This is a genomic window from Amycolatopsis sp. NPDC049691, assembly GCF_040675005.1.
In the GTDB taxonomy this organism is placed as follows: Bacteria; Actinomycetota; Actinomycetes; order Mycobacteriales; family Pseudonocardiaceae; genus Amycolatopsis.
This window is the reverse complement of the sequence record NZ_JBFANX010000005.1, coordinates 1-25,723: the sequence shown is the minus strand read 5'-3', so window position 1 is coordinate 25,723 and position 25,723 is coordinate 1. Positions and strand designations below refer to the sequence as shown.

The window sequence follows — 25,723 nt, the reverse complement described above, 5'->3', positions numbered from 1 at the left end:
ACTTGTCGGGGGTGGCACGTAGGCTGGGACCGTGACCGACGCTCCACTGTCCGGACTCCTCACCGCCATCCTTCCCGACCCGGCTCTGCGCGGCGTGGTCGAGCGCGCCGGTGCGCCGCTGCTCGAGCTGCAAGGCCCGATCGCCGCCCGGCAGCTCGTCGCCGCCGCTCTCGCCGCCGATCAGGGCGCCGCCAAGCCCGTTCTCGCCGTCACCGCCACCGGGCGCGAGGCCGACGAGCTGACCGCGTCCCTCGGCGCCCTCCTCGGCAGCGCGAGAGTCGCCGACTTCCCCAGCTGGGAGACCCTCCCGCACGAACGCCTCTCCCCGCGCGCCGACACCGTCGGGCGCCGCCTCGAGGTGCTGCACCGGCTCAAGACCGAAGACGACACCCTGCGCGTCGTCGTCGCCACGGTCCGCAGCCTCATCCAGCCCATGGCGCCCGGCCTCGGCTCGCTCGCGCCGGTCGACCTCGTCGTGGGCGAAGAACAGAGTTTCGAGGGCCTCCTCGAACGGCTCGTCGAGTTGGCCTACACCCGCGTCGACATGGTCGAGAAGCGCGGCGAGTTCGCCGTCCGCGGCGGCATCCTCGACCTCTTCGGCCCGACCGCGCAGCACCCCGTCCGCGTCGAGTTCTGGGGCGACGAGGTCAGCGAGATCCGCGCCTTCGCCGTCTCCGACCAGCGGTCGCTGCCCGGCGAGATCCCGCGCGTCACCGCGCCGCCGTGCCGGGAGCTGCTGCTCACGCCGCCGGTCAAGGAGAAGGCCGCGGAGCTGGCGAAGACGTACGAAGCCGACGCCCACCTGGCCGAGATGCTCACCAAGCTCGCCGACGGCATCCCCGTCGAGGGCATGGAGGCGCTCATCCCGGTGCTCTGCGAAGGTGAGCTGGAGCTGCTCACCGACGCGATGCCCGCCGGCACCCACGTCCTGCTCACCGACCCCGAGAAGATCCGCGCCCGCGCCGCCGACCTCGTCCGCACCGGCCAGGAGTTCCTCGAAGCCTCGTGGACGACGGCCGCGGCGGGCGGCCAGGCGCCCATCGACCTCGGCGCGTCCGCCTACCGCGGGCTCGACGAGATCGCCTCCCACGCCCAGGACACCAAGCGCGCCTGGTGGACCCTCACCCAGCTGACCAGCGAAGACCCCGACGTCTACCGCGTCTCGGTCGAGGCCGCGCCCGCCTACCGCGGTGAGCTCGAGCGCGCGATGACGGACCTGCGCGCGCACACCGCGTCGGGGGGCACGGCGGTGCTCGTCGTGGCCGGTCAGGGCACCGCGGCGCGCGCGGTCGAACAGCTGTCGGCCGCCGACGTCCCGGCGACCCAGGCGACCGACGGGCTCACCGGCGCGCCGGCCCCGGGCATGGTCACGGTCACCTGCGGCGGCCTCACCGACGGCTTCGTCTCGCCGGAGCGCGCCCTGGTCGTGCTCAGCGAAGCGGACCTCACCGGCCGCGGCGCGGGCGCCGGAACGTCCACAAAGGACCTGAACACGAAGATGCCGTCCCGGCGGCGCAACGCGGTCGACCCGCTGGCGCTGAAGGCGGGCGACTACGTCGTGCACGACCAGCACGGCATCGGCCGGTTCGTCGAGATGGTGCAGCGCACTGTGGCGGGCGCGACGCGCGAGTACCTCCTGCTCGAGTACGCGTCGTCCAAGCGCGGCCACCCCGGCGACCGGCTGTTCGTGCCCACCGATCAGCTCGACGAGGTCTCCCGCTACGTCGGCGGTGAGCTGCCCACGCTCAACAAGCTCGGCGGCTCCGACTGGAAGAACACCAAGGCCAAGGCCAAGAAGGCGGTCAAGGAGATCGCCGCGGAGCTCGTCCAGCTGTATGCCGCGCGCCAGGCCGCGCCCGGGCACGCGTTCGGCCCGGACACGCCGTGGCAGCACGAGCTGGAAGACGCCTTCCCGTTCACGGAGACGAACGACCAGCTCGCCGCCATCGACGAGGTCAAGGCCGACATGGAACGCGGCGTCCCGATGGACCGCGTCATCTGCGGCGACGTCGGCTACGGCAAGACCGAGATCGCCGTGCGCGCCGCGTTCAAGGCGGTGCAGGACGGCAAGCAGGTCGCGGTGCTGGTCCCGACGACCCTGCTCGCGCAGCAGCACCTCAACACGTTCCAGGAACGCATGCGCTCGTTCCCGGTGACGATCAAGGGCCTGTCCCGGTTCACGAACAAGACCGAGTCCGACATCATCCTGGAGCAGCTCGCGAGCGGCGAGGTCGACATCGTCATCGGCACGCACCGCCTGCTGCAGACCGGCATCCGCTACAAGGACCTCGGTCTCGTGATCGTCGACGAGGAGCAGCGGTTCGGCGTCGAGCACAAGGAGCACATCAAGGCGCTGCGCACGCACGTCGACGTGCTCACGATGTCGGCGACACCGATTCCGCGCACCCTGGAGATGTCCCTGGCCGGCATCCGCGAGATGTCGACGATCCTGACCCCGCCGGAGGACCGCCACCCGATCCTGACGTACGTCGGCGCGTACGACGACAAGCAGGTCGGCGCGGCGATCCGCCGTGAGCTGCTGCGCGACGGCCAGGTGTTCTACGTCCACAACCGCGTGTCTTCGATCGAGAAGGCCGCGCGGCGGATCCGGGAGCTGGTGCCGGAGGCGCGGGTCGTCACCGCGCACGGGCAGATGAACGAGGAGAAGCTCGAAAAGATCATCCAGGGCTTCTGGGAGAACGAGTACGACGTGCTGGTCTGCACGACGATCGTCGAGACCGGCCTGGACATCTCGAACGCGAACACGCTGCTGGTCGAGCGCGGTGACCTGCTGGGTCTGGCGCAGCTGCACCAGCTGCGCGGCCGCGTCGGGCGTGGGCGCGAGCGCGGGTACGCATACTTCCTGTATCCGCCGGAGGCCCCCCTGACGGAGACCGCGCACGACCGCCTGGCGACGATCGCCCAGAACACCGAGCTGGGCGCGGGCATGGCGGTCGCGATGAAGGACCTGGAGATCCGCGGCGCGGGGAACATCCTGGGGGCGGAGCAGTCCGGGCACATCGCGGGCGTCGGGTTCGACCTGTACGTGCGGTTGGTCGGCGAGGCGGTGGACGCGTTCCGTCGACACGCGGGCGCCGAGCCTTCCGAAGAAGAGGAATTGGCGGAAGTCCGCGTCGACCTCCCGATCGACGCCCACATCCCGCACGACTACGTCCCGGGCGAGAGGCTGCGGCTGGAGGCGTACCGCAAGATCGCGGCGGCGCCGGACACCGAGGGCCTGGACGCGGTCCGCGAAGAGCTGATCGACCGTTACGGCCAGCCCCCGGCACCGGTGAACCGGCTGCTGGCGGTGGCGCGGTTCCGGCACACGTGTCGTGAAGCAGGGGTGACGGAGGTGGCGGTCCAGGGCAACACGATCCGGTTCGCGCCGTTGCCGCTGGCGGATTCGCAGATGGTCCGGTTGAAGCGGCTGTACCCGAAGGCGGTGTTCAAGGCGGTGACGAACACGGTGTCGGTACCGAAGCCGACGGAGGGCCCGGCGGGAGGGCGAATCGGCGCGCCGACGCTGCGGGACGAAGAGCTGCTGGACTGGTGCACGAAGTTGCTGACGCAACTGACGAAGAAGCCGGCGACGGTGTAAAGGGCGGCGGACACCTGGCGCCACTTCGGGGGAACTCCCGTTGTGGCGCCGGGGTTCTTGCTTTTGGTGGCTTTACGTTCGCCGCATGAGCATCCGTAGCAGGCAGCTCGGCGAACGGCTGCTCCAGCGCATGGCGGAGAAGAACTGGGGCGTACGGGAGATTTCTCGCAAGCTGGAGATGGGCGCGCAGTGGGTTTCGTCAGAGTTCATCGTCGACCTGGCGAACAAGCTCTACTCATCGGGAGCGGACCACGATGTTGACCTGGCGTAAGAGCAGCTACAGCGCCAACGGTGGCAACTGTGTCGAGGTCGCCCTCGCCCGCACCGTCCTGGTCCGGGACACCAAAGACCGCGAAGGCGGCACCCTCGCCGCCTCCGCTCGAACCTGGCGCGAACTGCTCAGCCGACTTCGCTGAACATCGGCGGCAAGCTCTCCGCCAACCCCATCCGCACCGACTCCACCGGCACCGGGACCGCCCCGGCGCCCGCCATCGGCAATGGCCGGGGCCGGCGCGGCATCCGTGACCCCGCGCCCCCGCCCCGCCCCGGGTACACCAGCAACCCGCGAGCCGGATCCGGGACCGCGTCCAACGCCGCCGTCACCACCGGCAGCCCCCGGAACGCGTCCCGGCGCTCCTCCGACGCGAACTCGATCTCCAGCACCACACCCCAGCGGTGCTCGTGCCAAACCCACTGCTCAGCGCCGTTCGTCAGCGCCGCTTCCGTCAGCGCGTCGCCGTGCGCCAGGCGCCACAACGTTGCCGTGGACTCGCCGTCGAACACCTCGATCGTCAGCCACTGGTCCATAAGTCGACATTACCGCCGCGCGTACCCCGTGGGTGTTGCGTTTCGGGTGCGATGGTGTGAGAGGGTATGGCCTGTGATGCGGATCATGGGGCGCCCTCGCGCGCTGGTCGCGGTCGTTGCCGGTGCACTTCTCCTGGCGGGCTGCGGCTCGGGTCCGAGCCAGGTCGGCAGCGCCGTCATCGTCGGCGACAGCTCGGTCTCGCTCGACCGCGTCCAGTCGATGATCGACCAGGCCGTCCGGGAACAGCCCTACGGCCAGAAGCTCGCCCGCGAGCACAAGCTCGACCAGCTGGGCCGCGAGATCGTCCGGCAGACGGTCCTGCACGAGCTCACCGAGCGCGCCGCGCGCAAGGAAGGCCTCGTCGCCGACCAGGGGAAGGTCGCCGCCCTCGTCGCGCAGGAGAAGTCCTCCCCGGTCACCGACACCGGGCAGGGCGACTCAGTCGCCGTCACGCAGATCGTCTCGAAGCTGCGCGACCCGAACGAGGTCGCCCACGACGTCGTCCTCGAAATGCAGCTCGCGCAGAAGTACCTGCCGAAGCTGTCCGTCGGCGCGGACTACGTCGGCATCAGCGCCACCAGCGAGACCGACCCCCAGGCCCGCGCCCGCGCGTTCGACCTCGCGCACCAGTTCGCGGCCGACCCCGGGAAGATCCAGGCGACCGTCCAGCAGGCCGGCCAGGAAGCCCAGCAGGCCCAGCAGACCGGCATGCCCGGCGCGGGCGGCTTCTCCGACGCGGGCATGACCGAGCTCTTCGGCGCCGCCCAGTACCTCTCCCTGGCGCAGACGCCGCTCTTCGGCTCGCCGGCGAACAGCGTCGTCGTGTTCCAGGCGCGGATGCCCGCCAAGCCCGACTGGTACGTCTTCGTCGTCCGCAGCCGCGGCACCGACAAGGCCGTCCCGGCCGACCAGGAAGCCCAGAAGCCGACCGACCAGCAGCTGACCTCGATCGGCACCCGGCTGCTGCAGCCGTACCTGGCCGACGCCGGGCTGCGCGTCAACCCCCGGTACGGCGTGTGGGATGTTGTCGGCATGAACCTCGCGCCGAACCAGGACGCCACGAAGGGCACCGTCGTGCCCTTGCGCGGTGCCGCGCCCGCCCAGCAGTGAGCACGGGTGTCGTCGTAATCGTCCGCGGGGAGACGCTGCCCGCCGCGGCCTTGAAGATCCTCCGTGACTCCACCGCCGTGTACGCGGCGACGGACATCGACGCGAGCGCGTTCGGCATCCCGGCCGTCACCGAGGCGCCTTCGTTGAAGGACGTCGTGCTGCTCGCCGGGTCCCGGGACGAGCCCGCGGCGTCGCTGCTCATCGCGACCGGCGCCGGGGTCATCGAGACGCCGGCGCCGCCGCTGGTCGAGGCGGCCGAGGTGATGGACCGGCTCCGCTCGCCCGGCGGCTGCCCGTGGGACGCCGCCCAGACGCACGATTCGCTGCGGCAGTACCTCGTCGAGGAGACCTACGAGCTGCTCGACGCCATCGAGTCGGGCGATCGCGAGGCCCTGCGCGAGGAGCTCGGCGACGTCCTGCTCCAGGTGCTCTTCCACGCGCGCCTCGCGGCCGAAGACCCCGCCGACCCCTTCGGCATCGACGACGTCGCCGCCGAGCTCGTCGCGAAACTGGTCGGCAGGCACCCGCACGTGTTCACCGACGCCGATTCGGTGCACACCGTCGAGCACCAGAACGTCAAGTGGGAAGAGCTGAAGCAGCAGGAGAAGCAACGCAAGTCCATTGTGGACGGCGTCGCGCTCGGCCAGCCCGCGGTGGCGCTGGCCGGCAAGCTCGGGCAGCGCTCCGGGCGCGCCGGCATCCCGCTCGACCTCTTCCCGGCCGGCACCGGCGCCGCCGCCCAGCTGTTCCGGATCGCGGCGACGGCGCGGCGCGCGGGCGTCGACCCGGAGGGCGAGCTGCGGGCGGTGGCGAAGCAGTTCGCCGACGACATCCGGGCGGCCGAACAGGCCGCGCGCGAAGCCGGCCTGGAACCGACGACCCTGGAAGCCGACGGCTGGCGGAAGTTCTGGCCCTCCAGCTGACTGTGACGCAGCACACAATCGGGTGAGAACCGTTCGCGAGCACCCGGCGTCTTGCCTGGTGTGAGGAATCCGCCACTGGAGGACGCCGACGAGGACCACCTCGTCCGCCGCGCGGCCAAGGGCGACCGCGCGGCCTTCGAGGAGCTCTACCGCCGCACGTCGCCCTGGCTCGCCGTGCGCCTGCGCCGCCGGTGCGCCGACGAGCAGGTCGTCGCCGAAGTCATGCAGGAGACGTACCTGGCCGTGTGGCGGGCGGCGGGTTCGTTCGCGGGCGCCGCGACCGGGGGCACCGCGGTCGGCTGGGTGTGGACGATCGCCGCGCGGCGGCTGGTCGACGCGTTCCGGCGCCGGGCGCACCACGCCGAAGTGCCGGCGGAGGTCGTCCTCGACGTCGCGCCCGTGCCGGCGGCGGAAGACGTCGCGCTGGCGGCGACGATGGGGGACGACGTCGGTGACGCGCTGCGCGACCTCGCGCCGGAGCTGCGGCAGGTCCTGCAGGCGATGGTGCTCGACGGGCTGACCGTCCGCGAGACCGCCGTGCTGCTCGGGCTGCCCGAAGGAACCGTCAAGACCCGCGCCCGCCGGGCGCGGATCGCGATGCGGGAGGCGTTGTCATGAACCATGCGTCGGACCGGCTCATCGCCGAGTACGCGGCGGGCGACGACCTCCCGGGCGACCGGCTGTGGGGCCTCGAAGCCCACCTGGAGACGTGCGCGCCGTGCCGGGCGCGGCTCGCCGCGGTGGCGCCGGTGCGGCCGGTGGTCGACGCCGTCTGGGACCGGATCGCCGTCGAACTGCTGCCGCGGCCGCGGCCGTCCCGGCTGCGGTGGCTCGACACTTGGGTCACGCCGGCGATGGTGCCGTGGCTGGGGATGATCGTGCTGGTGACGCTGATCGCGCTCGGGCTCGACCAGCTCTGGCACGTCGCGCTGAACGACGTGACCGGCGTGCAGCTCTTCGCGCCGGTGCTGCCGGTGCTCGGGGTGGCGGCGTCGTGGGCGCGGGGGCTCGACCCGGCGTACGAGGTCGTCACGGCGACCCCGCGGGCCGGGCTCTACCTCGTCGCCCGGCGGACGGTGGCGGTGCTCGCCGTCGTCCTGCCGGCGCTCGGCGTCGCCGGGTGGATCACCGGCACCGCGCCGTGGCTCTGGCTGGTGCCGAGCCTGGCGTTCACCACGGGGACGCTCGCGCTCGGCGGGCTGATCGGGATCAGCCGGGCGGCGTACGCGCTGCTCGGGGTGTGGATCACGGTCATCGCGCTGCCGAGCCTCGCGGTCCCGGAGCACGCTTTCGCGCTCAGCACCCGCGCGCTGCCGGTGTGGGCGGGGATCTTCGCGCTGACCACGGTGGTCGTCGTCCTGCGCAGGGCGGCGTTCACCCGGCTCGGTGCGCACCACTAGGGAGGAAGAGATGCGGGCAGTCGGAGCGGCCGAGGTGGCGCCGTCGACCTACGCCTGGGAGATCCGGGCGGACGGGCTGAAGGTGCGGGTGGGGCGGCGGAAGATGGCGGTGGACGGGCTGGACCTGTCCCTGGGCAAGGGGGTGCACGGCCTGCTCGGGCCCAACGGCGCGGGCAAGACGACGCTGATCCGGGCGCTGGCGACGGTGCTGCGCCCGGCGTCGGGCACGTTGACGTTGCTCGGCGGCGTGGAGCAGCGCGCGTTGCGCCGCCGGATCGGCTACCTGCCGCAGAACTTCGGGTACTACAAGAGGTTCACCGTGCGGGAGTTCGTCGAGTACATCGCGTGGCTCAAGGAGATGTCCAAAGAGGACATCCCGGGTGCGGTGCAGCGCGCGATCGACCGGGTGGGTCTCGCCGACCGCGCGGACGACCGGATGAAGACGCTGTCGGGTGGCATGGTCCGGCGGGTCGGGATCGCGCAGGCGATCGTCAACGACCCCGACATCCTGCTGCTGGACGAGCCGACCGCCGGGCTCGACCCGGCCCAGCGGGTGCGGTTCCGCGAACTGGTGCAGGAACTCGGCCAGGACTCGTGCGTGCTGATCTCGACGCACCTGGTCGAGGACGTGGCGACGGCGTGCTCGGACGTCGTCCTGTTCGCCGAGGGCAAGCTGGTGTTCCAGGGGACGCCGGACGAGCTGGCCGCGGCCGGCACCGCGGAGCACGTGGGGGACAGCCCGATCGAGCGCGGCTACTCGGCGCTGCTGGACCACCGGCCGGGCCAGGGGGCGTGGTGATGATCCTGCGCACCGAACTGCGGCGCTCGATCGCGCCCTGGGCCGGGCTGGCCCTGCTCGTGGTGGCGCTCGGCTTCCTGTTCCTGCTGTCCGGGCCGTGGTGGAAGGTGCCCGCGCCGTGGACGGCGAACACGACGACCACCGCGCTGTGGCTGCGGTTCCTGCTGGTGTTCCTGTGGCCGATCGTCGTCGGCGCCGGGGCGGTCCAGGGCATGCGCGACAGCCGCTCCGGCATGGTCGAGCTGCTGGCCACGACGTCGCGGCCGGGCCGGCACCGGGCGATCCGGCTGGCGGCCGCGGTGGGGCTGCTGAGCGCGCTCGGGTTCCTGCTGGTGTTCGGCGTCGGCCTGGTAGAGGTGCTCGCGCACGGCGGGTTCGTCTCGGCGAGCTTCCTGCCGGTCGTCCTCGTCGGGCTGCTCGCCGTCGTGGCGGGGAGCTGGGCCGGCCTGGCGGTCGGCCGGCTGCTGCCGCACCCGCTGACCGCGCCCGCGCTGGCCGTGCTGACCCTGGTGGTGTCGATCCTGGCCTGGACGACGCTCGAAGGAGCCGCATTGTCGATGCCGTACAGCCGGTTCGGCTTGCTGGCGCCGCCACTCGCGCAGCCGCGGGGCCAGCTGGTGACGACGGCGGCTTCGGTGGACCTCGGGCAGGCGGTGTGGTTCGCGGGGCTGGCCGCGACGGGCTTCCTGCTGCTGGCGGCGAACTCCGTGCGGGCCCGGCTCCTCGGCCTGCTCCCGGTGGTGGCCGGGGCCGCGATCGCCCTGCCGGTCTTCCCGGCGTCCGCCGACGGGCTCCTGGTCCCCGACGGCGTTGCCGCGCAAAAGGTCTGCGACGGGCCGATCTGCGTCAGCCGGGCGCACGAGGACAGGCTGGCCGCCCTGGCCGGGCCGGGGCGCGAAGCACTGGCGATGCTGGCGAAGCTGCCCGGCGCGCCCAGTCGGATCGAGGAACAGATGGCGTCGGCGTCCCTCGTCTCGCTGCCCGCTCGGGATCCCGGCGTCGTCTACCTGAACTTCCAGCACAACGAGGACCTGCTCACGGCGGACGCCGGAACCCTGCGGCTCGCGGTGTTGTCCGGCGCCGGGGTGCCCGGGTGTGTGCCACCGAGCCACGGCGACCTGTCCGATGTGGGCGCCCGCATGATCGCGGCGGCGTACTTCACCGGCGAGCTGAAGCCGTTGCCCGAGTACGGCGCGAAGTGGGTCGCCCGCCAGCCCGGCCCGATCGAGGGCGCGTGGGCGAAGTTCCGCGCGCTGCCGGCGGAGGTCCGGTTCGCGCGGGTCGCTGCTCTGCGCCAGGTGCTCCTGACCTGCCAGGGTGACCCGCTCGAAACGCTGGTGCCGGGGTACGCGAGATGAGGTGGGTGACGCTGTACGCGCGTTCGCGGCAGGTCCCGGCGGCGTTCACGGCGCTGCTCGCGGCCACGGCGGGCGTGTGGTTCCTGGCGCGCGGCTCGTGGTCGGCGATCCCGGTCATGCTGGCGCTGACGGCGGGCACCGCGGTGGCGGCGACCGGGCTCAGCGGCCAGGACCCGGACCTCGACCGCACGGCGGCGCTGCGGTGGCCGGTCCGCCGGTTCGCGCACCTGGCGCTGATCGGCCTGGCGGTCGCGGGTGCGGTGCTGGCGGTCCAGCTGCTGGGGGTGCTGACGGTCGACGGGTCGATCATCGTGCGCGACGCGGCGGGCCTGCTGGGGTTGGCCGGTCTGGCGGCGACCGTCGCGGGCGGCCAATTCGGCTGGACGCTCCCGCTGCTGTGGGCGGCGATAACGCCCTTCGTGCCGGAAGACGGCTCGACGACGATCCGGATCGTCGCCTGGATGCTGCAGCCGGCGGAGACGCCGGCGGCCACGTGGACAGCGGTGGCCTTGGCGGTCACGGGCACGGCGGCCTACACCGCTCGCGGCGGCCGTCGCTGATCCCGGCCGCCGCAGGGAAGCCGCGGCCGCCACGGGAACCCCCAGTACCCCGTGGCGGCCCGGCGTCACACGTTGCGGATGTTCGGCTCCAGCTCCAGCGGCTCCCGATCCCAGTCCTCGACCCCGAAGGCCAGGATCCGCTCGGGGTGGATCCGGATCACGGCGTCGTCGAAGTGGTTGTCCGGGAGGTTGACCCCCGTCAGCGCCTCCGCGTGGCCGCGGATCTCCAGGCACCGCACGCGCCACGGGTTCGTCGACGGCAGGTCGTCGACGACGAACGCCACCCGGCCGTTCTCCCGGACGTTGCGGAACTTCTTGCTGCCGCTCAGGTTGTGGCCGGTTACGTCGATGGCCTTCTCGTCCGGGTTGTACCGGAACCCGACCGGGTTGACCTGCAGCGTTCCGTTCGGCTGCTGGGTCGCCAGCCGGCCCAGCGGCTGGGCCTCGAGGTACGCGAGTTCTGCTTCGGTGAACATGCCACCAGCCTTCAACTTCAAGGGAGGTTGAAGTCAAGCAGTGGCGCGAACCGGGACGCGATCCGCTGGTGGGCCGGGCCGTCCGGGTGCAGCTCGTCCGGCAGCGGGAACTCGGCGTAGTCCTCGGGTCCGTACAGCGACAGCCCGTCCACGTAGTGCAACGCCGGGTCCTCGCGCTGCGCCACGATCTCCGCCAGCGCGTCGCGGATCACCTCCAGCGTCAGCTTCCCCTCACCCGGTTCGCCGGTGGCGCGGAAGCGGACGACACCGGCTGCCAATGCCGCGTGGTCGAAGTCGCCGGGGCCCGGCGTCCGCTCGTGGATCGGGCAGTACAACGGCGAGACGACCAGCAGCGGCGCCGTCGGGTGGCCTTCGCGGATCGTGTCGAGGAACCCGTGCACCGCCGGCCCGAACGCGCGCAGCCGCATCACGTCCGCGTTGACGACGTTGATGCCGAGCTTCACGCTGACCACGTCCGCCGGGGTGTCGCGCAGCGCGCGGGCGGTGAACGGATCCAGCAGCGCGTTCCCGCTGAAGCCCAGGTTGACCAGCTCGACCCTGGCCGAGAGCGCGGCCAGCGCGGCCCACGTCGTCGACGGGCTCGCCGCGTTCGAACCCTGGCTGATCGAACTGCCGTGGTGCAGCCACACACGGCCGGCCGGGGGCACGGGCGTGACCGGCGCGTCCGTGCGCAACGCGACCAACGTCGTCAGTTCGTTGTGCGGCAACCAGATCTCGACGTCCTTGTCGTGCCCGGGCAGGTCCGCGAACCGCACGCCGGCGGGCGCGGTCGCCTGGGCGGCGAGCTTGCCGTCGACGACCAGGTCGTAGACGCCGTCCGGCCGCGGTGGCGCACCGGGATACTCCACCTTCGTCGCCAGTGTCTCGAGTTCGATCAGGCGAGCCGTCGTGCGGAAGCGCAGGCGGACACCGGCGGGCTGCGCCTCGGCCATCGCGAGCCGCGGGTCGGTGTTCTGCGCCCGCGCGTGGGCCGGCAGCCGGTGCGGGACCAGGCCGCGCGGGGTCTGTTCGAGTTCGAGGGCGCCGTGGACGAGGTCGTCGAGCGGGGTGGTGATCACGAGCGTGGCCAATCACGGAGAAGGGAATCGAGGACGTCGAGGAGGCGGGTCCAGCTCTCGGGTGCCGCGGGCGGGCTGTGGTCGAAGCCGCCGTCGGCTTCGAGGGCGACGAACCCGCGGAAGAAGCTGCCCAGCAGCCGGACGGCGTGCGTCTGGTCCGGCCCGGTCAGGTCGTAGCCGCGCAGGATCGCGCGCATCAGCTCCGCGTGCCGCACGCCCGCGCTCGCCGCCGCGGTCTCCGCGTCGAGCCGCAGCTGCGCCGCCGCGAACCGGCCCGGGTGCGCCCGGGCGTAGTCGCGGTGGACGTCGGCGAACGCGATCAGCGCGTCCCGCCCGGACCGGCCGGCCAGCGCCGCGGCCGCCCGGTCGGCGAGCTCTTCCAGCGCCAGCAGCACGATCCGCGTCCGCAGGTCGTGCGCGTTCTTGACGTGCGAATACAGGCTGGCGACCTTGACGCCGAACCGGCGCGCGAGCTCCGACGGCGTCACGTTGTCGAACCCGACCTCGTCGGCGAGCTCGGCGCCCGCCCGGACCAGCCGCTCGGTCGTCAACCCGGCGCGAACCACCGGCACCACCTCCTAAAGCCAATGTAGATTTACCTAAAGGCTTTAGGCAAGGAGATAATGGGTGACATGCGCCGCCACGCCGTGAGCTCGTCGACGATCGCGTCGATCGGCTACGACCGGGAGGAGCACCTCCTGGAGATCGAGTTCGTGAACGAGAGCGTCTACCGGTACCGGCTGGTGCCGGAGTCCGTGCACCGCGAGTTGATGGCGTCGCCGAGCATCGGCCGGTTCTTCAACACCCGCATCCGCGACCGCTACCCGACCGAGCAGGTGGAGTAGTGCCGCTCAGTTCTTCTTCAGCTCCTCGGCGAGCATCACGATGATGCCGCTGGGTCCGCGGACGTAGGTGAGCCGGTAGATGTCCTCGTACGTCGCCACGCCGCGAAGCGGGCGGCAGCCGTGCTTCGCGGCAATCTCGAGGGCTTCGTCGAGGTCGTCGACGGAGAAGGCCACGCGGTGCATGCCGATCTCGTTGGGACGAGTGGGCTCGGACTCGATCGCTTCCGGGCTGATGTACTCGAACAGCTCGAGACGGCCGGCGCCGTCCGGCGTCTGGAGCATCGCGATCTTGGCGTGGTTGCCATCGAGGCCGACGGCCGTCTCGGTCCATTCACCACTGACCGTGTCCCGGTGGAGGACGGTGAGACCCAGGTCGGTGAAGAAAGCGATCGTCGCTTCGAGGTCGCGGACGGCGATGCCGACGTTTTCGAGTTTGATGGCCATGCGGTGGATGCTAGCGACGACCGGCTCTAGGCGAAGAGCCCTTCACCCCAGTAGCCGGTCTTCGAAACACCCGGCGGCACCGCGAAGTGCGCCGAACCCGTGTGCTGCACGTACTCCATCATCGCGTCCTTGGCCGACAGCGCCTGCTGCATCGGGACGTACTGCTTGCGCGTGTCCCGGTTGAACGCCAGGAAGAACAGCCCCGCCTCGAGGTGGCCGACGCCGTCGGAACCGTCGACGAAGTTGTAGCCGCGCCGCAGGATCCGGACGCCGTTGAGCGCCTGGTGCGAGGCCAGCCGGACGTGTGCGTCCTCGGGGATCACCTTCTCGCCGCCCGCGCCGCCGACGTCGAGGTCCAGCTCGTCGAACTCCGCGGTCTGGCCCAGCGGTGCGCCGGTGCCCTTCGTGCGGCCGATGATCTGCTGCTGGCCGTCGAGGGTTTCGCGGTCCCACGTCTCGATGTGCATCCGGATCCGGCGCGCCACCAGGTACGAGCCGCCCGCCATCCAGGCCTGGCCGTCGGCCGCCGAGGCCCACACCTGGTCGCGCAGGAAGTCCGTGTCCTCGGACTTGATGTTGTTCGTGCCGTCCTTGAAGCCGAACAGGTTCCGCGGCGTCGCCTGCGCCCGGGACGTCGACGAGCTGCGGCCGAACCCGAGCTGCGACCAGCGGACCTCGGTGACGCCGAAGCCGAGCCGCACCAGGTTGCGGACCGCGTGCACCGCCACCTGGGGGTCGTCCGCGCAGGCCTGGATGCACAGGTCGCCGCCGCTGCGGGCCGGGTCGAGCTTGTCCTTCGGGAACAACGGCAGGTCGATCAGCTGCGGCGGGCGCTTGCCCGCCAGGCCGAACCGGCCGTCGAACAGCGACGGCCCGAAGCCGATGGTCAGCGTCAGGTTCGACGCCGGCAGGTCGAGCGCCTCGCCGGTGTCCCCGGGCGGGGCGTACTCATCGCCGCCGACCGCGCCGTTCGCCACGACCTCCTGGCCCGCCGTCATCCGGCGGGCCGCGTCGGTCCACGTCTTCAGCAGCTGCCGCAGTTTCTCGCGATCCTTCGTGGTGACGTCGAGGGCCGCGAAGTGCAGGTTCGCCTGGGCCGGCGTGACGATGCCGGCCTGGTGCTCGCCCTCGAAACCGACGATGTTCACCGCCGCTTCGGCGCTGCCCGTCGCCTTGTCGATGCCGATCCCGGCGGCGGCCCCCGCCCCGGCGAGCGCGACCCCCGCGCCCGCCAGACCGAAGAGCTTCCGCCGCGAAACCCGCGTGCCCTCTGCCGACGTCACTTCGACACGACCTCCGCAACCTTGCTCAGCGGCTCGCTCAGCGCGTCGACCGCCGATGCGAACTCCTTGACCTGGTCCTGGGAAAGATCCGTGTAGAGCTTGAAGCCGTCGCCCGCGCGCTGCTTGTCGAGCAGGCCCTGGACGTTCGCGAACTCCTTGTCCAGTGTGGACACCAGGGCCGGGTCCTTCGCCTGCAGGATCGGCCGCAGCGAGGTGATCGCGCCCTTCGAACCGTCCACATTGGCCTGGAAGTCCCAGAGGTCGGTGTGCGAGAAGGTCTCCTCCTCGCCGGTGATCTTGCCGGTCGCGACCTCGTCGAGCAGGCCCTTCGCGCCGTTCGCGAGGTCGAGCGCGGTCAGCTGCAGCGTCTTGGTCTTCGCGACGAGGTCCTTGACGTCGGTCAGCAGCTTGTCCGCGATCTGCGGGCTGTCGGCCTGCAGACCGGTCTTGAAGAGATCCTTCTCCAGCCGGTGGAAGCCGGTGAACTGCTGGCCCGGCTCGAGGTCGGCCTCGCGGACGTCGATGGCCGGGTCGAGGTCGCCGAACTTCTCGGCGACCGGCTCGATGCGCTCGTAGTAGACGCGGGTGCGCGCGTACGCGGCCTTCGCCTCGTCGACCTTGCCCGCCTTGACCAGGCCGACGAACTTGCCCGTCTCCTCTTCGAGGGCGGCGGTGTTGTTCGCGATGTAGTCGTTGTAGCTCTTGGTCGCCTGCGCCTTCTGCGCGTTCGCGTCGTTCTGCTTGGGCGCGCCGCCGGTGACGGTGAAGTCGCCGCGGATGCCGTTGCCCGCCATGCCCGGCTTGCACGCGGTCTGGTACTTGCCGGCGTCGGCGACCTCGACGATCAGCCGCCGGTTCAGGCCCGGCGCGATGTTCTCGACCTCGCCCATGATCCGGTCGCCCTCGGCGTAGAGGTAGAACTCGGTGACCTTGCTGCCCTTGTTGGTGATCTCGAAGGTGACGTTGCCCGCGGTGGCCGTCGTGGCGGAGACCTCGCACGCCGTGTCGGACGCCGAGACCTTGATCGGGCCGCCGTCCGCCGCGGCACCGGCGGTGTCGCTCTTGCTGTCGCAGGCGGCCAGCGTCACCAGCACGGCGGCGCCGGCCAGCACGGCCAGCGAGGGGGTCTTGCGCACGGTCACTCCTTCGAGGCGGCCGCGGCGGCGGGCGCCGGCGCGGTCTTCTTGCTGGGCTTGAGGAAGAGGGGCAGCACGATGGCGACGTAGGCGACCCAGGCGACGGCCTGCAGCACGGTCGTCTGCTGCGAATAGTTGAAGATGCCCTTGAGCAGGGCGCCGTACCAGGACGTCTCGGGCAGCGTGCTCGACGCGTCGAACGCCAGCGTGCCGATCCCCGGCAGGAACGCGGCCTCCTGCAGGTCGTGGAGGCCGTAGCCGAGCACGCCCGCGGCGACGAACACGAGCAGGACGCCGGTGATCGTGAAGAACTTGCCCAGGTTGAACCGGACGGCGCCCTTGTAGAGCAGCCAGGCGAGCACGACGGCGGCGGCGATGCCGATGGCGAAGCCGATCAGCGGTTGCACGGTGTCTTCCTGCGCGGCCTGGACGGTCGAGTAGAAGAACACCGCGGTCTCGAGCCCTTCGCGCCCGACCGCGAGGAACGACAGCAGCAGCACGGCCGCCGGGCCGACGTCCAGCGCGTCGTCCATCTTCCCGCGCAGCTCGGCGGCGATGCTCTTCGACGCCTTGCGCATCCAGAAGATCATCGCGGTGACGAACCCGACGGCGACGATCGACAGGCTGCCGCCGAGCAGCTCCTGGTGCTCGAAGGACAGCTGGGCGGTCGTGAAGGTGAGGACCGCGCCGACGGCGACCGACAGCAGCACCGCGGCGCCGACGCCCGGCCACACCCAGCGCAGCGCGTGCCGCCGCTCGGTCTTGACGAGGAAGGCCACCAGGATGCTGACGACCAGCGCGGCTTCCAGGCCTTCGCGCAGCCCGATCAGCGCGCTCGAGAACAACACCGGTCCGCCTCCCTGAGTTTCTGCTTCCGTGATGGTTTTAGGTAAGGCTCACCTGTAAGTCCAGTGCCCGCCCGCCGCCTCGAAACCAGACAACCGGACAAACCGGGCGTCGATGCGAAGTTAGGTTAGGGTAACCGCAGGTCAGGGGCCTGCGCGTCGACTCGATAACGAAATCTGTGATATCGCTGGCAGTGGGCCTGTTTTAACCATCCGCTTGCCTGATCAGCCTGTCCGGGGACCCCCTTGAGTGGCTCCGTAACCTGATCGGGTGGCCGATACCGCTCAGCCGACCGTCACGCCTCCGTCGTCGCCCCCGGGCGGCCCGCCCAGGCGGTACGTCGGCCGGATGGCCCTCGCGGTGGGACTGGTGCTCACCGGTGTGATCCTCGTCGTCACCATCGGTGTCCGGAACCCGGACGCGCCCGCCGCGCCGCCGCCGGTCCAGCCGGCGCTGGCCATCCCGCAGCAGCGCCCGCAGCCCGGCGCGGAGTCACCGCGCGCCGGGCTCGCCGCGCCGGTCGACCGGCCCGCGGTGTCCGACCAGGCCGAGCTGGACGCCTGGGCGGCGCGCGTCGCGGACAAGACGCACCTCCCGGCGCGCGTGCTCGCCGCGTACGGCCGGGCGGAGATGTGGATGCAACGGCAGAAACCGACGTGCCACCTGTCGTGGGCGACACTGGCGGGCATCGGCCGCGTGGAGACCGAGCGGGGGGACTTCGACCTTTCGGCGATCGCCGCCAACGGCCGCGTCGTCAAGCCGGTGGTCGGCCCGCCGCTGGACGGCTCGCCGGGCGTCCCGGCGGTGCACGACACCGACGGCGGCAAGCTCGACGGCGACAAGTCGTGGGACCACGCGATCGGCCCCCTGCAGTTCCTGCCGTCGACGTGGAAGAAGTACCAGGAGCGGGCCAACGGCGACGGCGGCGCGCCGGACCCCCAGAACATCGACGACGCGGCCTTCACGGCGGCGCGCTACCTGTGCTCCGGCGGCGACGACCTCGGCACGCCGGCGGGCTGGTGGCGGGCGATCCTGTTCTACAACCAGGCCGTGGCGTACGGCCAGGACGTGTTCAGCGCGGCGGACGCCTACGCGGAAGCGAGTGTCGCGCCTTAGAGCTCGCGGTCGGCGAAGAACGGCGTGACGGCCATCAGGACCAGCAACAGCAACCCGGCGTAGGCGCCCAGGGTGGCGAAGATCGACATTTCCGGTTCCTCCCTCGTTCGGTCTGGAACCAGCTTCGCCGCTCGCGGGGGTCGCGCGGATCGGCCGAGGGGCCCGTGTCGATCAGCCGAAAGTCCGAGGCGCCCGGGGCCGATCGGCCCTGGTGCCGTCAGGAGTCGCGCAGCGTGATGTGCGCCTTGACCTCGCCGATCGCCTCGAGGTACTCCGGCACCGGGTTCATCGCCGACGCCATCCGCATCTGGGCCAGCGCTTCGACGAACCGGCCGAGGCGCTGCAGGGTCCGGCCGAGGATGAACCGGGCGTAGTGGTCGGTCGGGTCCAGTTCGAGGACCCGCGTGAACGCCTGCTCCGCGCGGCGCAGCTGCGCGGAGTGGAAGTACGCGCGCCCGGCCAGCAGGTGCACCGACGGCTTGTCCGCCTCGGTCTCCAGCAGGGGCTGCAACGCCTTCAACGCGTCCAGCGGACGACGGCGGCCGACCAGATCCTCGGCCTGGCGGAAGGCATGGAACCGCGACTCCTCGGGAGGCTGCGAAGCAGCTGCGGCGTCCGTCATGGTCACTCCCACGTTACCTCGGAAGAGGGGGTTGCACACGCCGCCGAACGGGACGTGATGGACTGTGCCGCCATGAGCAGCCCGTACCGGGGCCTGGCGCCCTACCTGTACTACGCCGATGCCACCGCGGCGCTCGCCTGGCTGACCAGGGTCTTCGGGTTCACGGAGGAAGTCCGGTTCTGCGACGGCGCCGGCGAGGTGTTCCAGGCGACCCTGCGCGCGGGCGAAGCGCGGATCCAGATCGCGGGCGTCGGCCCGGACTACTGGCAGGCCAAGGGGGTCGACGGGCCGGTCGGCCAGCTCAACATCCTCTACGTCGACGACGTCGACGAGACCTACGCCCGGGTCGAGGCCGCCCTCGGCGACGAGGGCGAGCTGGAGCCGCCGCAGGACCAGCCCTACGGCGCCCGCGTGTTCACCGTCGCCGATCTCGGCGGCAACAGCTGGACGTTCTGGCAGCAGACGTCCGAGACCGTCGAGCTGCCGCCGGGCTGGCAGGCCGTCCGCGCGGGCGGTGAGTCCTCCAACGGGTGAACAGCGGTGACGGCTAGGCTGGGCCCGTAATCGCAGGCAAGACGCACCGAGGAGCATGGCGTGGCTCTCATCGAGCAGGTAGGCGCGCGCGAGATTCTGGACTCGCGTGGCAACCCGACGGTCGAGGTGGAGGTGGCCCTCGACGACGGCACGCTGGCGCGGGCCGCGGTCCCGTCGGGTGCGTCGACCGGTGAGCACGAAGCCGTCGAGCTGCGGGACGGCGACACCGGCCGCTACAACGGCAAGGGCGTCGAGCGCGCGGTCGCCGCGGTGCTCGACGAGATCGGCCCGGAGATGGTCGGCATCGAGGCCGTCGACCAGCGGATCGTCGACCAGAAGCTGGTCGACCTCGACGGTACGCCGGCGAAGTCCCGCCTCGGCGCGAACGCCATCCTCGGCGTCTCGCTGGCCGTCGCGAAGGCCGCCGCGGAGTCGGCCGAGCTGGAGCTGTTCCGCTACCTGGGCGGGCCGAACGCGCACGTGCTGCCGGTGCCGATGCTGAACATCCTCAACGGCGGTTCGCACGCGGACAGCAACGTCGACGTCCAGGAGTTCATGATCGCGCCGATCGGCGCGGAGACCTTCCGCGAGGCCCTGCGCTGGGGCACCGAGGTCTACCACTCGCTGAAGTCGGTGCTGAAGGGCCGCGGCCTCTCGACCGGCCTCGGCGACGAAGGCGGCTTCGCGCCGAACCTCGGCAACAACCGCGAGGCGCTCGACCTGATCGTCCAGGCCATCGAGAAGGCGGGTTACGCCCCGGGCCGCGACGTCGCGCTCGCCCTCGACGTCGCCGCGACCGAGTTCTTCGGCGACGGCGCGTACACCTTCGAAGGCGCGAAGAAGAGCGCCGAGCAGATGTCCGCCTACTACGCCGAGCTGCTGGCGAGCTACCCGCTCGTGTCCATCGAGGACCCGCTGAGCGAGGACGACTGGGACGGCTGGGTCACCCTGACCGCCGAGATCGGCGACAAGGTCCAGATCGTCGGCGACGACCTGTTCGTCACCAACCCGGACCGCCTCGAGGAGGGCATCACCCGCCGCGCCGCCAACGCGCTGCTGGTGAAGGTCAACCAGATCGGCACGCTGTCGGAGACGCTCGACGCGATCTCGCTGGCGACGTCGTTCGGCTACAAGTCGATGATGAGCCACCGCTCCGGCGAGACCGAGGACACGTTCATCGCGGACCTGGCGGTCGCCACCGGCGTCGGCCAGATCAAGACCGGCGCGCCGGCCCGCGGCGAGCGGATCGCCAAGTACAACCAGCTGCTGCGCATCGAGGAGACCCTCGGTGACGCCGCCCGGTACGCCGGCGAGCTGGCCTTCCCGCGGTTCAGCGCCGAGGGCTGACCCGCATGGCGGACCGGGGGAGGACGACGCGCGGTCGTCGCGGAGGCGGCGGGGCCTCGCGGGCCGGTGGGACTTCGCGGGCCCGCCGCCCCGAGGCCGCGCGCGCGGGGAGCCCCGGCTCCCGCCCACCCCGGACCGCCGACGGCACGACGGCGGCGCGGCGCCGCGCCGGCGACGCGGAGACGACCCGGGCCCGGCTGCGCCGGAGCCTGGCGGCGAAGCGGGCGTCCGGTGCGGCGAAGGTGCTCGGCATGTCCACCACCCGCCGCGCGGCGGTGGTGGCGATCGTGGTGTGCGCGCTCGCGTTCACCATCGCCGTGCCCCTGCGCACCTACCTCGCCCAGCGCACCGAGATCCGCGAGCAGCAGGCGCAGCAGGCCCAGCTGCAGCAGACGGTCGCCCAGCTCCAGGGGCGCAAGGCGGAGCTGAGCGACCCGGCGCAGATCGAGGCGGAGGCCCGGCGGCGGCTGCGGTACGTCAAGCCGGGCGAGACGCCGTACATCGTCCAGCTGCCCGAGGACAAGGCCCCGGACGCCGCGCCCCAGCAGGGACAGCAGCCGGCCGCGGCGGGCTCCTGGTACGAGAACCTGTGGAACCAGGTCTCCGGCGGCTGAACTAACCTTGAGCGCGTGAACAGCACGCAGCAGCACCGGTACGAGCCCGTCACCGACGCCGACCGCGAGATCATCGCGGAGCAGCTCGGCCGGCCGCCGCGGGCGCTGCGGGCCGTCGCCGCGCGGTGCCCGAGCGGGCACCCGTCGGTGGTGCAGACCAGTCCGCGGCTGGAGAACGGCACGCCGTTCCCGACGCTCTACTACCTGACCTGCCCGAAACTGAACTCGATGATCGGCACCATCGAGGCGTCGGGGCTGATGAAGGAAATGACCGAGCGGCTGTCCACCGATCCCGAGCTGGCCGCGCAGTACCAGCGCTGCCACGAGACCTACCTCGCCGAGCGCGACGCGATCGAGCCGCTCGGCCACCAGGTCACCGCCGGCGGCATGCCCGGCCGCGTCAAGTGCCTGCACGTGCACGTCGCCCACGCGCTCGCGGTCGGCCCCGGCGTCAACCCGTTCGGTGACGAGACGCTGGAGCTCCTTAAGGCGAACGGGTGGCCCACGGGGGACTGTGCCGCGTAACGCTTGCGCGTCGTGAACAGATAACTGGTCTGGGTGAGCGAAAACCCCATTCGGTTCTCTCGAAGGGGTGAAACCTCGCGTCGGGTACGGCAGGCTGTCTCCCGGGCGTGGTGACCGATCCGGCCAGGAGGGCTCTGAGACATGCGCGTGCGGCGGCTGCCTGACGCAGTCGGGAGTCACACCCGAAGATTCGGGATCCGCCACCGCACGGCGTTCCCCCTGATCACCGGCATCTTCGCGGTGCTCCCCGCGGTGGCGGCAGGCGGCGGCACCCTCGGCTGGCTCGGCGGCACCGGTGACCACACCCGCGACGCCGCCCTCGGCCAGGGCTACGACCCCGGCCACGCGGCCATCCAGCAGATCGCCGTCGACGGCACCCTCCCCGGCGCCCCGACCCCGCTGCCGCTCCCGGCGTACGAACTCCCCGACGGCCCGCTCGGCATCCCGGCCACCGCGCTCGCCGCGTACAAGAACGCCGCCGAGATCCTCGGCCGCGAGCTGCCCGCGTGCCACATCGACTGGGCCCTGATCGCCAGCATCGGCCGGATCGAGTCCAACCACGCGCGCGGCGGGTACGTCGACGCGAACGGCACCACCCGCGAGCCGATCCTCGGCCCGCAGCTCAACGGCCAGGGCGGCTTCGCCGCGATCCCGGACACCGACCACGGCGAGCTCGACACAGACCCGGTGTGGGACCGCGCGGTGGGCCCGACGCAGTTCATCCCGGCGACGTGGAGGGGCTACGCCTCCGACGGCAACGGCGACGGCAAGTCCGACCCGAACAACATCTTCGACGCGGCACTGGCGACCGGCCGCTACCTCTGCTCCGGCGGCTTCGACCTTTCGAACCCGGACCAGCTGCGCGGCGCGATCTACCGGTACAACAACTCCGACACGTACGTGAACACCGTGATCTTGTGGGCCGAGGCCTACCGCAACGGGATCATGCAGGTGCCGGACAGCACGGTCCCGATCGGTGCGCCCAACGCGGCGGCGCTCCCCGCGCCACCGGCGATCCCGCCGCCACCGGTCCCGACGACGACCCCGCCGGTGCCGACGACGACGCCGACCGGCTCGGGCACGACGACCCCGAAGACCACGACGAAGCCGGCCTGCCCGTCGCCGACCACGACGGTCACGACCACGACCGAAACGTCGACGACGACCACCCCGCCGCCGTCCCCGACGCCGACCGGCACCGGGGAGACCACGCCGCCCCCGAAGACCACCCCGCCGCCGCCGACGTGCGGGCAGACGGTCACGTCGACCACGACGACCACCACGACCACGACCGTCGGGACGACGACACCCGCCAGCTAGGGTGATCGCATGCCTCGTGTTGCCGCGATCGACTGTGGGACCAACTCCATCCGCCTGCTCGTCGCCGAGCTGACGCCGCGCCACGACGGCACGGTCGACCTGCGCGACCTGCACCGCGAGATGCGGATCGTCCGGCTCGGCCAGGGCGTCGACGCCACCGGGCAGCTGGCCCCCGAGGCCATCGAGCGCACGCGCGCCGCGCTCGCCGACTACACGATCGCCGCGCGGCGCAAGGGCGTCGAAAAGGTGCGGATGGTCGCCACGTCCGCGACCCGCGACGCGAAGAACCGCGACGACTTCTTCCGCATGACCCGCGAGACACTGGGCGTCGAGGCCGAGGTGATCACCGGCGACGAGGAGGCGCGGCTGTCCTTCACCGGCGCGGTGGGCGAGCAGGACCCGGACGACGGCCCGTTCGTGGTGGCCGACGTCGGCGGCGGCTCGACCGAGCTGGTCCTCGGCACGTGGGACGGCCGCCAGGCCGAGGTGCTCGCCGCGAAGTCGGTCGACATCGGCTGTGTCCGCATCACCGAGCGCGCGCTGAAGAGCGACCCGCCGTCCGCGGACGAGATCGCCGCCGCCCGCGACCTGGCGGGCAAGGTGCTGACCGAGGCGTTCGACGTGGTCGACGTCGCCCGGGCGAAGACGTGGGTGGGTGTCGCGGGCACGGTGACGACGCTGTCGGCGATCGCGCTGGGACTGCCGGAGTACGACAGTGACCGGGTCCACCTGTCCACTTTGAGCCCGGCCGACATCGACCGGCTGGCGTCCCGCCTGCTGTCGGAGAACCACGCGCAGCGCGCGGCCAACCCGGTGATCCACCCGGGCCGGGTGGACGTGATCGGCGGCGGCGCGGTGGTGGTCCAGACCCTGGCCGAGCAACTGGCGGCCCGCGGCGGCCCGACGGAGCTGGTGGTCAGCGAGCACGACATCCTCGACGGCATCGCGCTCTCCCTCGCCTGACCGACCGTTCGGCCGCCCCAAAGGGCTTGTGCCGCAACGCAAACCGTGGGTGAGCGCGTGATGACCACCTGTCCGCGCTAGGCCGTCCGGAGTATCCGGATTCCTACGTTGGTTGTGCTCCAACCAGGTGGTCCCGACGACCGTCACACATTTGCAACACCGCAGTCCTGTGATCAGCTTCACCGGCCCCGATAGCGTGCGTCTCACCTTTCGGACACACCGGATATGGAGGGGATCATGCGTCGTTCGCGCAGGCTCTGGGGACCCACGGTGGTGATGACTTCGCTGGCACTCGTGCTCGCCGCGTGCGGCGGCGGGTCGGGCAGCTCCGCGGGCGCCGGCGAGACGAACCCGGACGGCACAGTGAGCGTCTACGGCACCGAACCGCAGAACGCGCTGGTCCCGACGAACATCAACGACCTCGGCGGCACCAAGGCGATCCAGGTCATGTTCGCCACGCTCGTCGGCTTCAAGGGCGCGGACGCCAAGCCGTTCAACCTGATGGCCGACTCCATCACCACGACCGATTCCAAGGTCTACGACATCAAGATCAAGCAGGGCTGGAAGTTCCACGACGGCACCGAGGTGAAGGCGCACAACTTCATCGACGCCTGGAATTACGGCGCCTACGCGCCGAACGGCCAGCTCAACACCGACTTCTTCTCGAACATCCAGGGGTACAAGGACGTCCACCCCGAGGACGAGAACGCCAAGCCTGCCACGGACAAGATGTCCGGCCTTGTGCAGAAGAACGACTACGAGTTCCAGGTCACCCTCGACGCGCCGTTCTCGGTGTTCGACATCAAGGTCGGCTACCAGGCGTTCGCGCCGCTGCCCGACGCGTTCTTCAAGGACCCCAAGGGCTTCGAGCAGCACCCCATCGGCAACGGCCCGATGAAGTTCGTCTCGCGGACGCCGAACCAGGACATCAAGCTCACCCGCAACGACGACTACAAGGGTGACGACAAGGTCCACTTCAAGGACCTCGACATCAAGATCTACTCGAGCCAGGAGACGGCCTACCAGGACCTGCTGAGCGGCCGGCTCGACTTCATGGAGGCGCTGCCGCCGTCGGCGGTCGCGGGCGGCAAGTACAAGAACGACCTCGGCGACCGGCTCGTCACCGGCCACCTGCTCGGCATCAGCACCATCGCCGTGCCGTACTACGTCCCCGGGTACAACAACCTCGAGCTGCGCAAGGCGATCTCGATGGCGATCGACCGCGCGCAGATCACCAAGACCGTCATGAACGACACCTACGTGCCGGCCGACGGCTACATCTCGCAGGGGATCCCCGGCGCGCGGCCCGGCGTCTGCCAGTTCTGCAAGTACGACCCGGCGGCGGCCAAGGAGGCCTTCGCGAAGTCCGGCTTCAAGGGCAAGCTGACCATCGCGTCCAACGCGGACGGTGGCCGCAAGGAACCGCTGGTCGCGGCGTGCAACAGCATCAAGAACACCCTCGGCGTCGAGTGCGACTTCGTGCCGGCCACCGACTTCGGCCAGTGGCGCAGCATCGTGACCAGCAAGAAGCTGACCGGCATGGGCCGGTCCGACTGGTCGGCGGACTACCCGTCCATCGAGGACTTCCTCAACCCGATCTACAAGACCGGCGGGTCCTCGAACGACTCCAGCTACTCGAACCCGCAGGTCGACGCGGTCCTCGCGCAGGCGGACGCCACCGCCGACAAGGACGCCGCGGTCAAGCTGTACCAGAAGGCCGAGGACATGATCGCGCAGGACCTGCCGTCGATCCCGGTGTGGGACGAGAAGGGCGTCGCGGCGAAGTCGAAGAACCTCAAGTCGGCGGCGCTGGACTTCCGCCGCATGCCGGACTACCCGTCCATCGAGGTCCTGAAGAAGTAGTGACGCGCTGACCTGCCGGTACCCACCACCACGCCGTCGTGAGTGAGAAACAGGGTTAGAACAAGTGGTTGAAGGCAACAAACACCCCCCCGCCCCCCGACAATAATAACACCAATTGGAGGGCGCCCGAGGGCCACCGGGGGCACGTGGT

Annotated in this window: 28 protein-coding genes; 19 read left to right on the top strand and 9 right to left on the bottom strand. The window is 71.2% G+C overall.

What is annotated here, in order from left to right:
• Positions 1-46 precede the first annotated feature (46 nt).
• From mfd to AB0J40_RS12625, 3 genes are all read left to right on the top strand, one after another.
• A complete protein-coding gene (gene mfd / locus AB0J40_RS12635; protein WP_364452537.1) occupies positions 47-3,601 on the top strand; it encodes a transcription-repair coupling factor in 3,555 nt (1,184 codons plus the stop codon).
• An 85-nt stretch (positions 3,602-3,686) separates the two neighbouring features.
• On the top strand, positions 3,687-3,872 hold the full coding sequence (locus tag AB0J40_RS12630) for a hypothetical protein (protein WP_364451450.1): 186 nt from the start codon (positions 3,687-3,689) through the stop codon (positions 3,870-3,872).
• The gene (locus AB0J40_RS12625; protein WP_364451447.1) at positions 3,856-4,017 is read left to right on the top strand and encodes a DUF397 domain-containing protein; all 162 of its coding nucleotides are present in this window, start codon (positions 3,856-3,858) and stop codon (positions 4,015-4,017) included. Before AB0J40_RS12630 ends, AB0J40_RS12625 begins: the two co-directional genes overlap by 17 nt.
• Here AB0J40_RS12625 and AB0J40_RS12620 read toward each other — a convergent pair.
• Positions 4,001-4,408, bottom strand: a complete 408-nt coding sequence (locus AB0J40_RS12620) for a hypothetical protein (RefSeq protein ID WP_364451444.1) — start codon at positions 4,406-4,408, stop codon at positions 4,001-4,003. The two genes, AB0J40_RS12625 and AB0J40_RS12620, sit on opposite strands and share 17 nt — an antisense overlap.
• Positions 4,409-4,493: 85 nt before the next feature.
• Between AB0J40_RS12620 and AB0J40_RS12615 the strand changes: the two genes are divergently transcribed.
• The 7 genes from AB0J40_RS12615 to AB0J40_RS12585 are packed head-to-tail and all read left to right on the top strand — an operon-like array spanning position 4,494 to position 10,559.
• Positions 4,494-5,519 (top strand): hypothetical protein, encoded by a 1,026-nt coding sequence (locus AB0J40_RS12615; protein WP_364451441.1) that lies wholly within the window; start codon positions 4,494-4,496, stop codon positions 5,517-5,519.
• The gene (locus AB0J40_RS12610; protein ID WP_364451438.1) at positions 5,516-6,442 is read left to right on the top strand and encodes a MazG family protein; all 927 of its coding nucleotides are present in this window, start codon (positions 5,516-5,518) and stop codon (positions 6,440-6,442) included. Before AB0J40_RS12615 ends, AB0J40_RS12610 begins: the two co-directional genes overlap by 4 nt.
• A 60-nt stretch (positions 6,443-6,502) precedes the next feature.
• Positions 6,503-7,060, top strand: coding sequence for a sigma-70 family RNA polymerase sigma factor (locus AB0J40_RS12605; protein ID WP_364451435.1), 558 nt, complete (start codon positions 6,503-6,505; stop codon positions 7,058-7,060).
• On the top strand, positions 7,057-7,842 hold the full coding sequence (locus tag AB0J40_RS12600) for a zf-HC2 domain-containing protein (RefSeq protein WP_364451433.1): 786 nt from the start codon (positions 7,057-7,059) through the stop codon (positions 7,840-7,842). Before AB0J40_RS12605 ends, AB0J40_RS12600 begins: the two co-directional genes overlap by 4 nt.
• A gap of 10 nt (positions 7,843-7,852) precedes the next feature.
• Complete coding sequence (locus AB0J40_RS12595; RefSeq protein ID WP_364451430.1) at positions 7,853-8,641, top strand: ABC transporter ATP-binding protein; 789 nt, start codon at positions 7,853-7,855, stop codon at positions 8,639-8,641.
• Positions 8,641-9,999: a hypothetical protein gene (locus AB0J40_RS12590; RefSeq protein ID WP_364451427.1), complete on the top strand. Its 1,359-nt coding sequence runs from the start codon at positions 8,641-8,643 to the stop codon at positions 9,997-9,999. The genes AB0J40_RS12595 and AB0J40_RS12590 overlap by 1 nt, the downstream gene beginning before the upstream one ends.
• A complete protein-coding gene (locus AB0J40_RS12585; protein WP_364451424.1) occupies positions 9,996-10,559 on the top strand; it encodes a hypothetical protein in 564 nt (187 codons plus the stop codon). Before AB0J40_RS12590 ends, AB0J40_RS12585 begins: the two co-directional genes overlap by 4 nt.
• A gap of 65 nt (positions 10,560-10,624) precedes the next feature.
• Here AB0J40_RS12585 and AB0J40_RS12580 read toward each other — a convergent pair whose 3' ends face one another.
• From AB0J40_RS12580 to AB0J40_RS12570, 3 genes are read right to left on the bottom strand one after another with little or no spacing between them, the layout of a single operon-like run.
• Positions 10,625-11,035, bottom strand: coding sequence for a PPOX class F420-dependent oxidoreductase (locus AB0J40_RS12580; protein WP_364451421.1), 411 nt, complete (start codon positions 11,033-11,035; stop codon positions 10,625-10,627).
• Between the two features lie 17 nt (positions 11,036-11,052).
• Complete coding sequence (locus AB0J40_RS12575) at positions 11,053-12,114, bottom strand: SGNH/GDSL hydrolase family protein (RefSeq protein ID WP_364452534.1); 1,062 nt, start codon at positions 12,112-12,114, stop codon at positions 11,053-11,055.
• On the bottom strand, positions 12,111-12,680 hold the full coding sequence (locus AB0J40_RS12570; protein ID WP_364451419.1) for a TetR/AcrR family transcriptional regulator: 570 nt from the start codon (positions 12,678-12,680) through the stop codon (positions 12,111-12,113). Before AB0J40_RS12570 ends, AB0J40_RS12575 begins: the two co-directional genes overlap by 4 nt.
• 66 nt (positions 12,681-12,746) lie before the next feature.
• Here AB0J40_RS12570 and AB0J40_RS12565 point away from each other — a divergent pair, with 66 nt between their 5' ends.
• On the top strand, positions 12,747-12,959 hold the full coding sequence (locus AB0J40_RS12565; RefSeq protein ID WP_364451416.1) for a KTSC domain-containing protein: 213 nt from the start codon (positions 12,747-12,749) through the stop codon (positions 12,957-12,959).
• A gap of 6 nt (positions 12,960-12,965) precedes the next feature.
• Here AB0J40_RS12565 and AB0J40_RS12560 read toward each other — a convergent pair whose 3' ends face one another.
• From AB0J40_RS12560 to efeU, 4 genes are read right to left on the bottom strand one after another with little or no spacing between them, the layout of a single operon-like run.
• Positions 12,966-13,403 carry a VOC family protein gene (locus AB0J40_RS12560; protein WP_364451414.1) on the bottom strand — a complete coding sequence of 146 codons (438 nt, stop codon included), beginning with the start codon at positions 13,401-13,403 and terminating at the stop codon, positions 12,966-12,968.
• A 26-nt stretch (positions 13,404-13,429) separates the two neighbouring features.
• On the bottom strand, positions 13,430-14,686 hold the full coding sequence (gene efeB / locus AB0J40_RS12555; RefSeq protein WP_364451411.1) for an iron uptake transporter deferrochelatase/peroxidase subunit: 1,257 nt from the start codon (positions 14,684-14,686) through the stop codon (positions 13,430-13,432).
• Positions 14,683-15,828 carry an iron uptake system protein EfeO gene (gene efeO, locus AB0J40_RS12550; protein WP_364451408.1) on the bottom strand — a complete coding sequence of 382 codons (1,146 nt, stop codon included), beginning with the start codon at positions 15,826-15,828 and terminating at the stop codon, positions 14,683-14,685. The genes efeB and efeO overlap by 4 nt, the downstream gene beginning before the upstream one ends.
• Entirely contained in the window at positions 15,825-16,670 is an 846-nt protein-coding gene (efeU, locus tag AB0J40_RS12545; protein ID WP_364451406.1) for an iron uptake transporter permease EfeU, read from the bottom strand. The genes efeO and efeU overlap by 4 nt, the downstream gene beginning before the upstream one ends.
• Positions 16,671-17,037: 367 nt before the next feature.
• On the opposite strand from efeU, the gene AB0J40_RS12540 reads away from it, so the two are divergent.
• Positions 17,038-17,784 (top strand): murein transglycosylase, encoded by a 747-nt coding sequence (locus AB0J40_RS12540; RefSeq protein WP_364452531.1) that lies wholly within the window; start codon positions 17,038-17,040, stop codon positions 17,782-17,784.
• A gap of 217 nt (positions 17,785-18,001) precedes the next feature.
• On the opposite strand, the gene AB0J40_RS12535 is transcribed toward AB0J40_RS12540, so the two are convergent.
• The gene (locus AB0J40_RS12535; RefSeq protein ID WP_364451405.1) at positions 18,002-18,406 is read right to left on the bottom strand and encodes a tetratricopeptide repeat protein; all 405 of its coding nucleotides are present in this window, start codon (positions 18,404-18,406) and stop codon (positions 18,002-18,004) included.
• A 72-nt stretch (positions 18,407-18,478) separates the two neighbouring features.
• Here AB0J40_RS12535 and AB0J40_RS12530 point away from each other — a divergent pair, with 72 nt between their 5' ends.
• The 7 genes from AB0J40_RS12530 (at position 18,479) to AB0J40_RS12500 (ending at position 25,572) form a co-directional block, all read left to right on the top strand.
• The gene (locus tag AB0J40_RS12530) at positions 18,479-18,940 is read left to right on the top strand and encodes a VOC family protein (protein WP_364451403.1); all 462 of its coding nucleotides are present in this window, start codon (positions 18,479-18,481) and stop codon (positions 18,938-18,940) included.
• A 60-nt stretch (positions 18,941-19,000) separates the two neighbouring features.
• A complete protein-coding gene (eno, locus tag AB0J40_RS12525) occupies positions 19,001-20,287 on the top strand; it encodes a phosphopyruvate hydratase (RefSeq protein ID WP_364451400.1) in 1,287 nt (428 codons plus the stop codon).
• A 251-nt stretch (positions 20,288-20,538) separates the two neighbouring features.
• Complete coding sequence (locus AB0J40_RS12520; protein ID WP_364452528.1) at positions 20,539-20,901, top strand: septum formation initiator family protein; 363 nt, start codon at positions 20,539-20,541, stop codon at positions 20,899-20,901.
• A 15-nt stretch (positions 20,902-20,916) separates the two neighbouring features.
• Positions 20,917-21,426: a DUF501 domain-containing protein gene (locus AB0J40_RS12515; protein WP_364451397.1), complete on the top strand. Its 510-nt coding sequence runs from the start codon at positions 20,917-20,919 to the stop codon at positions 21,424-21,426.
• A gap of 141 nt (positions 21,427-21,567) precedes the next feature.
• A complete protein-coding gene (locus tag AB0J40_RS12510; RefSeq protein WP_364451395.1) occupies positions 21,568-22,746 on the top strand; it encodes a lytic murein transglycosylase in 1,179 nt (392 codons plus the stop codon).
• A 9-nt stretch (positions 22,747-22,755) separates the two neighbouring features.
• Positions 22,756-23,709 (top strand): Ppx/GppA phosphatase family protein, encoded by a 954-nt coding sequence (locus tag AB0J40_RS12505; RefSeq protein ID WP_364451393.1) that lies wholly within the window; start codon positions 22,756-22,758, stop codon positions 23,707-23,709.
• Between the two features lie 237 nt (positions 23,710-23,946).
• Positions 23,947-25,572 (top strand): ABC transporter substrate-binding protein, encoded by a 1,626-nt coding sequence (locus AB0J40_RS12500; protein ID WP_364451391.1) that lies wholly within the window; start codon positions 23,947-23,949, stop codon positions 25,570-25,572.
• The last annotated feature ends 151 nt before the right edge of the window (positions 25,573-25,723 follow it).

What these genes read in the sequence shown, in the direction of transcription:
- AB0J40_RS12630 (WP_364451450.1), top strand. Translation starts at nt 3,687, where the DNA reads ATGAGCATCCGTAGCAGGCAGCTCGGCGAACGGCTGCTCCAGCGCATG.
- AB0J40_RS12500 (WP_364451391.1), top strand. Translation starts at nt 23,947, where the DNA reads ATGCGTCGTTCGCGCAGGCTCTGGGGACCCACGGTGGTGATGACTTCG.
- AB0J40_RS12585 (WP_364451424.1), top strand. Translation starts at nt 9,996, where the DNA reads ATGAGGTGGGTGACGCTGTACGCGCGTTCGCGGCAGGTCCCGGCGGCG.
- AB0J40_RS12600 (WP_364451433.1), top strand. Translation starts at nt 7,057, where the DNA reads ATGAACCATGCGTCGGACCGGCTCATCGCCGAGTACGCGGCGGGCGAC.
- AB0J40_RS12625 (WP_364451447.1), top strand. Translation starts at nt 3,856, where the DNA reads ATGTTGACCTGGCGTAAGAGCAGCTACAGCGCCAACGGTGGCAACTGT.
- AB0J40_RS12520 (WP_364452528.1), top strand. Translation starts at nt 20,539, where the DNA reads ATGTCCACCACCCGCCGCGCGGCGGTGGTGGCGATCGTGGTGTGCGCG.
- AB0J40_RS12590 (WP_364451427.1), top strand. Translation starts at nt 8,641, where the DNA reads ATGATCCTGCGCACCGAACTGCGGCGCTCGATCGCGCCCTGGGCCGGG.
- AB0J40_RS12620 (WP_364451444.1), bottom strand. Translation starts at nt 4,408, where the DNA reads ATGGACCAGTGGCTGACGATCGAGGTGTTCGACGGCGAGTCCACGGCA.
- AB0J40_RS12560 (WP_364451414.1), bottom strand. Translation starts at nt 13,403, where the DNA reads ATGGCCATCAAACTCGAAAACGTCGGCATCGCCGTCCGCGACCTCGAA.
- AB0J40_RS12565 (WP_364451416.1), top strand. Translation starts at nt 12,747, where the DNA reads ATGCGCCGCCACGCCGTGAGCTCGTCGACGATCGCGTCGATCGGCTAC.
- AB0J40_RS12580 (WP_364451421.1), bottom strand. Translation starts at nt 11,035, where the DNA reads ATGTTCACCGAAGCAGAACTCGCGTACCTCGAGGCCCAGCCGCTGGGC.
- AB0J40_RS12530 (WP_364451403.1), top strand. Translation starts at nt 18,479, where the DNA reads ATGAGCAGCCCGTACCGGGGCCTGGCGCCCTACCTGTACTACGCCGAT.
- AB0J40_RS12505 (WP_364451393.1), top strand. Translation starts at nt 22,756, where the DNA reads ATGCCTCGTGTTGCCGCGATCGACTGTGGGACCAACTCCATCCGCCTG.
- AB0J40_RS12535 (WP_364451405.1), bottom strand. Translation starts at nt 18,406, where the DNA reads ATGACGGACGCCGCAGCTGCTTCGCAGCCTCCCGAGGAGTCGCGGTTC.
- AB0J40_RS12510 (WP_364451395.1), top strand. Translation starts at nt 21,568, where the DNA reads ATGCGCGTGCGGCGGCTGCCTGACGCAGTCGGGAGTCACACCCGAAGA.
- AB0J40_RS12615 (WP_364451441.1), top strand. Translation starts at nt 4,494, where the DNA reads ATGGGGCGCCCTCGCGCGCTGGTCGCGGTCGTTGCCGGTGCACTTCTC.
- AB0J40_RS12595 (WP_364451430.1), top strand. Translation starts at nt 7,853, where the DNA reads ATGCGGGCAGTCGGAGCGGCCGAGGTGGCGCCGTCGACCTACGCCTGG.